General features: G+C 40.4%; 10 protein-coding genes. 2 read left to right on the top strand and 8 right to left on the bottom strand.

Going from position 1 to position 12,633, the window contains the following annotated elements; genetic code table 11:
* Positions 1-122: 122 nt before the first annotated feature.
* From FEK29_RS05905 to FEK29_RS05895, 3 genes are all read right to left on the bottom strand, one after another.
* Complete coding sequence (locus FEK29_RS05905; protein WP_138257500.1) at positions 123-566, bottom strand: QcrA and Rieske domain-containing protein; 444 nt, start codon at positions 564-566, stop codon at positions 123-125.
* A 48-nt stretch (positions 567-614) separates the two neighbouring features.
* Positions 615-1,793, bottom strand: a complete 1,179-nt coding sequence (locus FEK29_RS05900) for an AIR synthase related protein (protein ID WP_138257499.1) — start codon at positions 1,791-1,793, stop codon at positions 615-617.
* A 94-nt stretch (positions 1,794-1,887) separates the two neighbouring features.
* Complete coding sequence (locus tag FEK29_RS05895) at positions 1,888-4,074, bottom strand: glutamine synthetase III family protein (RefSeq protein WP_138257498.1); 2,187 nt, start codon at positions 4,072-4,074, stop codon at positions 1,888-1,890.
* 191 nt (positions 4,075-4,265) lie between these two features.
* Here FEK29_RS05895 and FEK29_RS05890 point away from each other — a divergent pair, with 191 nt between their 5' ends.
* Entirely contained in the window at positions 4,266-5,282 is a 1,017-nt protein-coding gene (locus FEK29_RS05890; protein WP_138257497.1) for a glutamine synthetase beta-grasp domain-containing protein, read from the top strand.
* A gap of 53 nt (positions 5,283-5,335) precedes the next feature.
* Here FEK29_RS05890 and FEK29_RS05885 read toward each other — a convergent pair whose 3' ends face one another.
* Genes FEK29_RS05885 through FEK29_RS05870 form a run of 4 tightly spaced genes read right to left on the bottom strand, consistent with a single transcriptional unit; the run spans position 5,336 to position 11,104 of the window.
* On the bottom strand, positions 5,336-6,955 hold the full coding sequence (locus FEK29_RS05885) for a carboxypeptidase-like regulatory domain-containing protein (RefSeq protein WP_138257496.1): 1,620 nt from the start codon (positions 6,953-6,955) through the stop codon (positions 5,336-5,338).
* 5 nt (positions 6,956-6,960) lie between these two features.
* Complete coding sequence (locus FEK29_RS05880; RefSeq protein WP_138257495.1) at positions 6,961-8,550, bottom strand: carboxypeptidase-like regulatory domain-containing protein; 1,590 nt, start codon at positions 8,548-8,550, stop codon at positions 6,961-6,963.
* Between the two features lie 27 nt (positions 8,551-8,577).
* Positions 8,578-10,161, bottom strand: a complete 1,584-nt coding sequence (locus FEK29_RS05875; protein ID WP_138257494.1) for a carboxypeptidase-like regulatory domain-containing protein — start codon at positions 10,159-10,161, stop codon at positions 8,578-8,580.
* Between the two features lie 4 nt (positions 10,162-10,165).
* Positions 10,166-11,104: a calcium/sodium antiporter gene (locus FEK29_RS05870; protein ID WP_138257493.1), complete on the bottom strand. Its 939-nt coding sequence runs from the start codon at positions 11,102-11,104 to the stop codon at positions 10,166-10,168.
* A 789-nt stretch (positions 11,105-11,893) separates the two neighbouring features.
* On the opposite strand from FEK29_RS05870, the gene FEK29_RS18110 reads away from it, so the two are divergent.
* A complete protein-coding gene (locus tag FEK29_RS18110; RefSeq protein WP_138257492.1) occupies positions 11,894-12,046 on the top strand; it encodes an SsrA-binding protein in 153 nt (50 codons plus the stop codon).
* On the opposite strand, the gene FEK29_RS05860 is transcribed toward FEK29_RS18110, so the two are convergent.
* Positions 12,043-12,555 carry an adenine phosphoribosyltransferase gene (locus FEK29_RS05860; protein WP_138257491.1) on the bottom strand — a complete coding sequence of 171 codons (513 nt, stop codon included), beginning with the start codon at positions 12,553-12,555 and terminating at the stop codon, positions 12,043-12,045. The two genes, FEK29_RS18110 and FEK29_RS05860, sit on opposite strands and share 4 nt — an antisense overlap.
* Positions 12,556-12,633: the final 78 nt, after the last annotated feature.

The raw sequence follows: 12,633 nt of genomic DNA, 5'->3' as shown, positions 1-12,633 counted from the left end.
ATTCGGACAAATTTTTGTTACTCGGCTTTCGTTTGAAAAACGATTGTAGGGGAACTTTACTACTATTGGCAGTATTGGGGGAGCTGAATTCAATGGCTGTAAGAATTGGGACAAACAGTGTATTACTCGAATACCCTTAAAATAGTACCATCAAGTGATGTTTGATAAACCTTTAGGGGTCTTGTGGCCCTACCGTTTCCAGCATTTAAATTACTGCCATCTTGGGCAAATTGCGATCCATGAACGTCACAATAGAATATTCCGCCGTTTTGGTTGATAAACCGTACCTCATCATACCCTTCATGGCTACACACCTGACTTGCAGCGACCAGTTCGCCCTGTAAATTTCTAGCAATGACCACCAAATTCTTGAGGATAAACCCTCCATTGGTAGCTAGATTGGCAGCTTCGGGAGCGTCTAAATCGATGGTAAAATCCACGTTGGTAGGCTCTTCAACGATATTTCCGTTTTCGCCGTTATCCTTGGAACAGCTCCCCAAGCAGGGAAACGTTATGGCGAATGCCGCTCCGGCACCCAAACTTTTTAAAAACTCCTTTCTTTGCATAGCCTAATATTTATAATACAAACGATCGTATCGGGCTATTCGTATGCCTTAATACTCGAAGATTCCAAATTGACTTTTTATGGTCAATTTCTTGGTCTGAGATGCGGCTACCCTTCCGACGATTTGGGCATCCACATTAAAACTTTGGGCAATGGAAATCAGGTCCTTCGCCGTTGTTTCATCGGTATATATTTCCAAACGGTGCCCACAATTGAACACCTGGTACATTTCCTTCCAATCCGTGCCCGACTGCTCCTGAATCAATTTGAACAAAGGCGGAATATCAAAAAGATTGTCCTTGATAATGTGTAGATTATCTATAAAATGAAGGATTTTTGTTTGGGCACCGCCACTGCAATGGACCATTCCGTGAATCTCCTTTTTACCATACCTGGACAAAATTTTCTTCACGATGGGCGCATAGGTTCTTGTAGGTGACAAAACCAATTTCCCTGCATCCAATGGGGACCCTTCAACACTGTCAGTGAGTTTTGCCTTTCCTGAGTACACCAAAGATTCGGGAACTTCGTTATCATAACTTTCCGGATATTTTTCGGAAAGGTATTTGGCAAAAACATCGTGCCTTGCCGAAGTCAGTCCATTGCTGCCCATACCCCCGTTGTATTCCTTTTCATACGTAGCCTGACCAAAGGATGACAAACCAACGATTACATCCCCTTCCTGAATATTGGCATTGTCAATGACATGGTCCCTTTTTAATCTAGCAGTTACAGTGGAATCCACTATGATGGTCCGCACCAGATCACCAACATCCGCAGTTTCACCGCCGGTTGATTTGATGGTGATACCAAAAGCTTCCAATTCGCGAATCAGTTCTTCGGAGCCGTTAATGATGGCCGATATGACCTCACCGGGAATCTTATTCTTGTTCCTTCCAATTGTGGAAGAAAGCATGATATTGTCCGTAGCACCAACACATATTAAATCATCAATGTTCATGATGAGCGCATCCTGCGCAATACCCTTCCAGACGGAAATATCCCCGGTCTCCTTCCAATACATATAGGCCAAGGAAGACTTTGTTCCCGCACCGTCCGCATGCATTACCAAACAGTAGTCTTCATCGCCGGTCAGATAGTCGGGTACAATTTTGCAAAAGGCCTTTGGAAACAGGCCCCTATCGATGTTTTTAATGGCATTATGAACGTCTTCCTTGGAAGCGGAAACCCCGCGCTGGTTGTATCTTTCACTGTGGGATGAGGACATCTTGATTTTATTTGTGGCAAAAATAGGGGAATTGAATTTAAAATCAACCACCATAAAATTTCATATCCGCCTTTTTGAATCCGTAGCTTCAGGATTATTTAATAAACAATAGCTCGCTATACTTGGTCAGTGGCCATAGTTGGTCCTCGATCAACTTTTCCAATTGATCGGCATGGCTTCGGATGCTATCAAAATATGGTTTTACATCATTGCAGTACGCCTCCGCCATTTTCGCGGTATCCTTTATTTTATCGGCCTTATTCTGAGTATCGGTCAAAGTATCCGTTGCCTTTTTCAAAGCGGAAATGTGTTGCCCTATTTCTTCGATCATGGAAAGCTGGGCTTCCGTAAATGCCTTGTGGGCAGCGCCATAGATTTCCTTTAATCCGGATACATTGGTAATCAATTTATTCTGATAGGCGATGGCCGATGGTATCACCGAATTGTATACCATATCCCTGTACACATGTCCCTCGATCTGAAGGTGCATCACATAGGTCTCCAGTTCCACCTCCATTCTTGCCCCTAGTTCCACTTCGCTCATGACCTTCATCGACTTGAACAAATCAACCGTACTCTTGGAGGCAAGCACACGGAGGGCATCCGGCGTATTATTATTGTTGCTTAATTTTCTCTTTTTTGCCTCGTTCTCCCAATCCTTGCTGTATCCATCACCATCAAAGCGGATTCTTTTACATGTCTTGATATACTCGCGCAATACATTGAAGATGGCCTCGTCCTTTTTAAGCCCCTTCTTGTCCAAAAGGACATCCACCTCCTTTTTAAAATCCTTGAGCTGCTTGGCCACTATAGTGTTCAAAACCGTCATGGGCTTGGCGCAGTTCGTTTTGGAACCCACACCCCTCATTTCAAACTTGTTCCCGGTAAACGCGAATGGCGAGGTACGGTTACGATCCGTATTGTCCAAAAGAATTTCCGGAATCTTGCCAACAACGTTCAGTTTAAGTTCCGTTTTCTCTTCTGGGGATAGCTTTCCTTGGGAAACGCCTTCCAGTTCGTCCAGAACGTTGCTTAACTGTTTTCCAATAAAAATTGAAAAAATAGCCGGCGGAGCCTCATTGGCACCCAAACGATGGTCGTTGCTCGCCGATGCAATTGAAGACCTCAAGACTTCCTCATAGGTATCCACCGCCTTTATCGTATTCACAAAAAAGGTTAGGAACTGTAGGTTCTTCATGGGCGTAGAACCCGGACTCAATAAATTCACCCCCGTATCCGTAGCCAAGGACCAGTTGTTGTGCTTTCCGGAGCCATTTACACCCGCAAAAGGCTTTTCATGGAACAATACTTTCAAATAATGTCTGTCCGCAATTTTATCCATAACATCCATCAACAATAAGTTATGGTCCACGGCCAAATTGGCCTCCTCAAAAACAGGGGCCAATTCAAACTGGTTTGGGGCAACTTCGTTGTGCCTGGTCTTCACCGGAATCCCCAATTTGGTGCACTCTTTTTCCAGATCGCTCATAAAACCCAATACCCTGCGTGGAATCACCCCAAAATAGTGATCGTCCAACTGTTGGCCCTTGGCCGCCGATACTCCCATTAGGGTTCGGCCGGTAATGATTATGTCGGGCCTAGAATGTGCCAATGCCTTATCGATTAAAAAGTACTCCTGCTCCCATCCTAAGGTAGCGTTCACTTTTGTGACGTTTTTATCAAAATACTTTGCCACGTTGGTCGCCGCTTCATCTACAGCACTCAATGCCCTTAACAAAGGTGCCTTATTATCCAAGGCCTCACCGGTGTACGATACAAAAATGGTGGGTATACACAGCGTTGTTCCATATATGAACGCGGGAGATGTAGGGTCCCATGCGGTATATCCCCTAGCTTCAAAAGTATTGCGGATACCACCACTTGGAAAGCTGGAAGCATCGGGCTCCTGTTGCACCAATTGTCCGCCACCGAACTTCTCCAAGGCCCTACCATCCAACGTTAGATCGAAAAATGCATCGTGTTTTTCAGCCGTTGCACCGGTCAAAGGCTGAAACCAATGGGTATAATGGGTAGCTCCCATGGTAATTGCCCAACCTTTAATGGCCTCTGCAACCTGGTCAGCAATCTTACGGTTAATTTTGGAACCCGTAACAATGGCATCCTTCAAGCTCTCATAGGCATCCTTGGTCAAATATTGAAGCATTTTGGCCTCATTGAAAACATTCAAACCAAAAATATCGGAACGTCTTCCTTTTTCCTCTACGGTAATGGCCTCTCTTTTTAGGCTCTGGACAATGGCTTCAAATCTGGGTATGGACATGCTATAGTAAATTATTAATTCGACAAATTTAAGTGCAAAAAATATTTATTTGACAAAATACCCGATAAAAATTAGGGGTATCATATTATTTATTGAAATCTTGGAGATTTAACCCCCAAAAAATACCTAGATACCTGAAAAAAACATATTTTTGGTCGTCTTTTTAAATTGTAATATAACTACCAATAATTATGAGCAAGATTAAATTAGAATACATTTGGTTGGATGGATACTACCCAACTCAAAACATGAGAAGCAAGACCAAGGTGGTCGACAAATTTGGCGGAAAATTGGAAGACTGTCCAATGTGGTCCTTTGATGGTAGTTCCACGAGACAGGCAGAAGGAGGATCTTCGGATTGTTTGTTAAAACCCGTAGCCTTGTTTCCGGACCCGGCAAGAAAAGATGGTTGGTTGGTAATGACGGAAGTTCTAAATGCTGACGGTACCCCTCATGAGTCAAACGGTAGGGCCACTATAGATGATGATGATAACGACTTCTGGTTTGGTTTTGAGCAGGAATATTTTATTATGGACACCCACACACAACTGCCATTGGGCTTTCCAATAGGTGGTTATCCCGCACCCCAAGGTCTATACTATTGCTCCGTAGGTGGAAAGAACACACATGGAAGGGATATTGTTGAGGAGCACGCCGATCTTTGTATCGCGGCCGGTATCAACTTTGAAGGTATCAACCAAGAGGTTGCGTGTGGACAATGGGAATTCCAATTGTTTGCCAAGGGAGCCAAAAAAGCAGGTGACGAGCTTTGGGTTGCCCGATATTTATTAGACCGTCTTACCGAATCCTACGGATATTACATTGAATATCACCCAAAACCATTGGGCAAGGACATGGACTGGAACGGTTCTGGTATGCACGCCAACTTCTCCAATACTACATTGAGAACTGCCGGTTCAAAAGAAGTGTACGAGAAAATATGTGAGGCCTTTAGACCTGTGGTTAAGGAGCATATTGAGGTGTATGGCGAGTTCAACGACCAGCGTTTGACCGGTAAACATGAAACAGCTTCCATTAACGATTTCAGCTATGGAATCTCTGACCGTGGGGCTTCGATCCGTATTCCTATTGCAACTGTGGAAAGTGGTTGGAAAGGATGGTTGGAAGACAGACGTCCAGCTTCAAACGGTGACCCATACAAAATTGCAGGAAGAATCGTTAAGACCGTGAAGTCTGCGAAAGTTTAAAAAAGTAAAAATTAATTGTTGATAAGAAAGGCCTCGAATTTTTCGAGGCTTTTTTAGTTTTGGATGTTGGGAAGCGGCGTGTTCATCCAGTAGTTCCCTTCCAAGTAATCTCTTAAGACGGGTTGTTTTGGACTATCCAAAGGCATATTTTTTGCCATTTCTTCATTTTCAGAAATCAACTGATGGCCCAGAGTGGCTTCCTGCACAAAGAACTCCCTATACTGGTGAATGTATTCCCATTTTCGCTCGTCGAGTTTATTGCCCAAGCTGTCCTTAATATCCCTATAACTATATTTTACATCAGCGACCTGCAAATTATCCCTTTCCAAAAACAATCCTTTAAGCAACTGTTCTGCCCGCTCGTAACCAACATGGGGACAAACAATAAAAGTGCGCTCGTCTTCCTGAAACCAGAATTCCTTAATTGGTACAGCATCATTCCTATAACTAACTTTAAAATCTCGTGTTCTTATTTTATCCAACTCTGCCGGTACTTTATTTACTTGAATCTTAAAGGACTTATCTTCTAAATTAATAACGAATTTGGATTTGAATTCCGCCGGCCTTTTCACCAACACTTTATTATAGAAAGAAATATAGCTTAGGAACATTTTATTGGCCTGGCCACGGGCATATTCTGATTGGATATGGTACAAAAGTTCCCCGGTCATCTTGTTGAAACCATCTGAGAAACGCTCATTGGCGTTCACGGCGCTACTCTTATCCCCAGGTTTTTTTCGTTTGTATAGATAGTAGTTGAGCTTGTGTATGGCATAATCATCTTTATTTATATGGATGGTGCCCTCTGCCCTGTAATCATTATTCCTAAAACTAAATACGATCTCATAAATCTGTTGTGATTTATAATTCGTAGTTCGCTGCAGCCTGAAACTGTGGCTTTCCACGAAGTCTGTCCGTAAATCATTTATGAAGGAGAATGACTCTAAACCGTAATTCCTTATGGCGTCATGAATGCTCAAGGTTATGAATTCATTTCCACCATCGTTGACCATCTTGGCACTTGGTACAATTTTATTTTGTCTTTCATAATCGTAAGGCTGTTTGGCAAAGGAATCTACTTCAAAATCTGTATTTAGGCCAAAAGACAACAACTGATAACTATTGCCAAAGTTATCGTGAACGTCAAAACCCTTGTCATTGACCTTAATGAGCGCTTCGCTAAGATTTATATAGTTTTTGTCCTTAACCTGATAATCGCGATAATACCCCACAAGACCAAAAGCATTTTGTGGATAGTTCTGGGGAATACTATTTATCGCAATTTTTACAATCTGTTTTGCACTCAACTTTTTTATCTTTGCTGACACCACTGCTTCCTGAAGCTGAAAGGTACTGGACTTGAGTGGAACAATGTTTACCTCATTTTCCATTAAAGTACTTAGCTCAACGAGGAGGGTTTGGTAACTTAGACAGGATATCTCAAGAACCTCACCAATTTCCTTAAATTCAAGGGGTACTTTAAAAGTACCATCAACATTGCTAATGACGCCCACCGCTTTATCCCTGATTCTAATCGTAGCAAAAGGGATGGCCTCATTTTTTTCAGTATCTACCAACTGTCCTATAATATATCCCTCATTTTGGCCAAAGGCATTGGTGATTCCGTAAAGAAGAGAAAAGACCAATAAAATTAATTTGAATGAACGTCTCATGGCCTTTAATTTATAGATTTCTTAAGCGGGGTGTTCATCCAGTAGGACTCTCCATTTATAGGTTTAGCAATGGGTTGTTCCCCAAACAAAGGCACGACTTTGTCCATAAATATACCATTAAAAGGGGCCCTATTATCCGGTTTTACCTCTTGAACAAAAAACTCACGGTATTGCTCATATTCGGGGGCCGTCCATTTATTCACGAGATTACCCAAGGTGTCCCTCACATTGGAGACCTTTAGGCTCACAAGTTCATTAAGGTCCTCTTCGTTTTTTACTGCTTCTAAAATTTCACCGAACATCTCATATCTTTTCTCATCAATAAGAGCAGGAATCAAATAGATTTTATTCTTAAGTCTTTTGATAGTTCTGATTTTTACTCTTCTGTTGTTAAATTCAACATCATAATTTTTCAGATCCATAGCTAATTCCTCTAGGGGCCGAGTATTATATTCTACCGTAAAGCATTGCTCATCAAAATCAACAGCATAATCGTCCACCCGAAACACAGGCGGCACATTTAAAATAAAGGTATTATGGAAAGAAATATAGTTTAAGTACATATTGCCATCTTGACTATTATACTCCGTAGTAATGTCAAATATGGGTTTTTGGAAATGTCCATGCTTGTTGCGCTTTTTATCATCACTCTTCTTTTTTTCATCGTACATGGTGTATTCCAATCTATGGATGGCAAAATCGAATTTTGAAATATAGATCGTACCGTTTGCCCTGTAATTGGGGAAAAAAATCCAGAATTTTATAGTGTACAGTTCGTTACCGTCCTTAGTAGTATCGGCCCCTCTTAGAAAGTAATGGTTTTTCGTGAAATCGGTTTTCATCGTTCCTATGAAATCATAGGACCCCACGTTGAAATTACGAATTGCGTCATGAATCCTGAGAATTCTAAATTCGTTTCCTCCATGGGCATCCAAGCGAGCCTTGTCTATAATCTTGCTCAAAGACTTGTAATTATAAGACTGTCTGGCCGATGAATCTTGGGGAAAGTCGGTATTTGTGGACCATTGGTACATCAAGGATTCTGTATTTGAATCATCCAATTGGTTGAAACCTTGGTCAAAGACCTCGAAAATGCCTTCATTTAAATTTAGATAGGTACTATCTTTATACTGGTAGTCACGGTAATATCCTACTAATGAAAAGGAAGTAGCAGGATAATTGTTGGGTATGGCATCAATGGCCTTTTGAACGATTTGTTTGGCATTTAGGTTTCTGAAACGCTTTCCCTTTGCTTTGACTACAGCTTCTGAAAGTTCCAATACCCCAGCTTCCAAATAAATAATGTTGACGTCACTGGGCGACAATTGCTGCAATCCATACTCTTTTTTTGTATAGCCCATGGAAGTAATCGCAATGGACTCCCCTGCCTCCCTAAATTCTATAGGCAGCCTAAAACTACCATCCATGTTCGTAATAACCCCTTTGGCCTTTCCCAAAATACGAACGGTGGCAAAAACCACCGGTTCATTTGTCTCTTTGTCCAATACCTTTCCTCGAAGAAAATCTTGCTCTTGAGCAAATAACAAAACCGTGTTCAATAACGATAAAACACATATCAAATGGACTTTTAACATAATACCTGTTAATATTTTAAGGTTTTTTTAGTTTTGGATATCAGGAAGCGGGGTGTTCATCCAGTATTCATTGAAGTTATCCGGTTTAGTGGTGGGCTGGTCCTCAAAAATAGGTCTGTGTTTGTCCATAAAAAGAGTGTCCTTGAGCAAACTTCCATTAGGCCGTATTTCTTGCACAAAAAATTCCCTGAACTGGCGGTATGTGTTATATGTCATCTCATTAACTTTACTTCCTTTTAAGTTTTCAACATTGGACGCCTCCGCATAAAAGATATCCTGAAAATTGATTCTTTTATTTTGTTTGGATTCCATTTCGTTCACCAAATCGGTAAAGGCCTTGCTGGACAGATCGGGGTATACCTCCACCTCATATTCAAAAACCATTACCTTTTTTATTTTTAGCCTTTCCCCCCTTAAACGTATATCATAGTTTTGTTTTTTTAGGGCAGATTCATATTCTACCCTGTCATTGAACTTAAATACAAAACAACTTTTAGGACCGTTCAAGAGCACATCTTCCACACTAAATTCCGGAGGATTGCTTACTTCGAAAGTGTTATAGAATGAAATATAGTTTGGATACATCTTTCCATACTTGGGCGCATATTCCGTTATTACTTCAAATATGGCTTCGTGATCATTACCATGCTTGTTAAGACCCCCGTCCTTTAACTTACGAAAGCGATCGTACACTGCGTACTCCATTTTTCGAATTGAAAAATCCCTTTTGGATATGTACACATTCCCAAAGGCAAGGTATTTCAACATGGACTGTCTAAGACCAATAGTGTAATATACCTCATCATCCATTGAAGTATCCGTTTCCTTGTTAAGGAAATGATTATCTATAACATCCTTTTCAAAAACATTAATAAAATCGTAAGAGTTGACTTGAAAGTTTCTTATGGCGTCATGAATCCTTAGTATGGTAAACTCGTTTCCTCCGTAATTATATAGATATGCCTTATCAATGAACTTTTTATAGAACTTATAATCATATTTGAACTCACCTTCAAAATCTTGCTTAAAATCCTGATTCTTTTGAAAATTGTAAATACGTATTTTGGAATTGGAGTAGTCATTGGAACCAAAACCTTCATCAACAACTTCCAAAAATGCCTCGTTCATATTTACATACTCGTTTTTTCTCAATTGATAGTCTCTGTAGTAACCAATTGCAGCAAACTCACGGGTTGGATAGTTCATAGGAATTGCCTTAATAGCCCTACGTAGAATCTGAGCCGCCGACAATCTTCTTCGCTTTTTAGCGGTTACAAGTGCTTCGGAAAGACCCAAAACTCCGGGCTCCAAATAGATAATGTTAACATCTTTTGGCGATAGATTTTGCAGGGCATATTCCTTTTTTGTGAAGCCCATGGAGGAGATGACAATTGACTCACCTGCCTCCCTAAATTCTATGGGCAGCCTAAAACTTCCGTCCATATTCGTAATAATCCCTTTGGCCTTTCCCAAAATACGAACGGTGGCAAAAACAATAGGTTCCTTGGTTTCAACATCCAAAATCTTACCCCTGACAAAACCCGCTTCCTGGGCCCAACAGACCGAGGCCATGAGAAGAAAGAAAAGGATGGGCCATCGGTTGCAATGCATAGAATCAGTTTATCGTTACGTACACAAAAGATACGTAAATTCCTAAAAGGATTAAACCATCCCGCCATCCCAATCGCAGTCCTTTTGGAAAAAATACCAACGGAAGTATCACGAAGGAGATTCCAAGCATCCAAAAGATATCGTTCTCCAAAAGACCCGTATCCACCACATAAATAGGCGAGACCATCGCCGTGATACCCAAAACCGCCAATAGATTAAATATATTGGAACCTATCAAATTACCTACTGAAATGGCCTTTTCCTTTTTCAATACCGCGATGACGGAGGCCGCCAACTCCGGAATACTCGTCCCTACGGAAACAACCGTAATACCAATGACCCTGTCACTTACCCCAAAAGAAGATGCTAGTCCAACGGCACCCTTTATGAGCAACTCGGATCCTCCCCAGAGCGCAACACCGCCCAGCCCCAGAAACAGCACGGTTTTATATAAAGGCAAGGGTATATCGTCTTCGGGCATTTCATCCACAACGGCCGTTTTTTGGAAACGAAGGAGGTATACCAGAAAAAAGAATAGAAAAGAGACCATAATTATTCCTTCTACCCTGCTCAAGTTGCCATCAAAATAGATAAAGCCGAAAAACAATACCGAAGCAAGCATCATTACAGGCCAGTCCGTCGTATAAAAACTTTTTCGCACATCTATACTTCCCAAAATGACCGTCACCGCCAACACCAAACCGAGATTGGCGATATTTGACCCCACTACGTTTCCCAGGGCCAAATCCGGAAAGCCATCCAAGGCCGCCTTTATACTTACGATAAGCTCCGGCGCCGATGTAGCAAAGGACACCACTGTCATGCCTATGACAATTTTGGGTATGCTCAACCGCAACGAAATGGCGACTGCCGACTTCAACAACCAACTGCCTCCGGCGATCAACAATACAAGTCCTATCAAAACAAAAAGTACATTTTGCATATAACACGTTTACACACAAATATAAATGAAGCCCCAAGATTTCAAAGCAATAGTTATAGTATTCAATCGGAGATAAAATGGAGGAGATAAATTCCCATTGCGTGAAAATACCATGAATGGTGGTTAGTGAATGAAAATCACTACGAACATCGGGCATTTGGAATAAACATGACAAATCGGACTTTTAATGATTCCCATGCACCTTAGCAAACCTTCCCAAAAAGAAAAGTTCTTCTCAAGTAAACCAATATTCATTTGCAAATAAAATGAAATCGGAGAAAACCGAAGAAATTTTTATGAAATGTCCCTACAACTTTTGGAAACCTCCCATTTTACCCCTATAAAATTTATAAAATGTAAGATAAAAGACCTTTAGCTATTACATTTTATCACATCAATGTAGGATTGATTCCAAATATTACAACATATCACATTATTTCACTTACATACTTGTATTCAAATATATCGATTTAACTAAAATTACTTGGATGGAAGCGAAACTCCATTATATATTATTCGAATAATCGATTATAATCAACAATTGTATAACCTAAAACTTTTAAAAATGATTAATTTATTTAAGCTCATACTATACATCATAATAAGTATTGTCATCCACAATCTTTGAGAAAATCTGTAGAAACCAATTAAAATGCCGGGCCCGGTTACAATTTTATATAAATGGAGTATAACATAGATTTTGCGAAAGGATAGTAATTACTAACACAATATAAAAGAAGGTCAAATTAGAATGTAACCAATTTTTGTATTTTTGATAAAACCATTGTTTTGAAAAAAAGTTTTTTTAAATTTTTGGCAAAGATGAATAAGGCTATGTTGCCCTCATATTCAGAAAAACAATTGGATTTATCCAAAGCCAGTAAATTCCAACTGGCCATTATTGGTTGGAGATATTATGTTACTACCCGCGCTTTGGATTAGTAGGTTATCAAGGATTTTACCTTAAAAGGTTTGATTTTTTCCCTTCCGTTTAGAAAAGAGAGTTCAATCAAAAAATTACATTGTACGATGATACCTCCCAATTTTTCGACCAATTTGGTAGTTGCCAAAGCGGTTCCACCTGTCGCCAAAACGTCATCATGAATTAAAACCCTATCCCCTTTGGTTATACCGTCCACATGAATCTCCATGGTATCTGTACCATACTCCAAATTATATGATTCGCTCAAGGTTTTATAAGGTAATTTCCCCGGTTTCCTAATAGGTACAAATCCGGATTCCAATCGCTCCGCTAGCATAGGTCCAAAAATAAACCCCCTACTTTCCATACCAACAACTTTGTCTATATCCTCCTTTTTCAAGTCCTTAATAAGACTATCAGCAGCACTACTTAAAGCCCAATGACTCTGTAATAAGGGAGTTATATCTTTAAAGATGATTCCTGGTTTTGGGAAATCTGGCACATCTCTTATATAACTTTTGAAATCCATATATTATAAAGGGTCTTAATTTTGTGGTAAATGTAAAAAGAAATATATTTGCACCCCGCTTTAGGGAAAATTGAAATA

It is taken from the genome of Maribacter aurantiacus, from assembly GCF_005780245.1.
In the GTDB taxonomy this organism is placed as follows: domain Bacteria; phylum Bacteroidota; class Bacteroidia; order Flavobacteriales; family Flavobacteriaceae; genus Maribacter; species Maribacter flavus.
The sequence above is the reverse complement of the archived record's forward strand: the minus strand, read 5'-3'. Positions and strand labels throughout refer to the sequence as shown.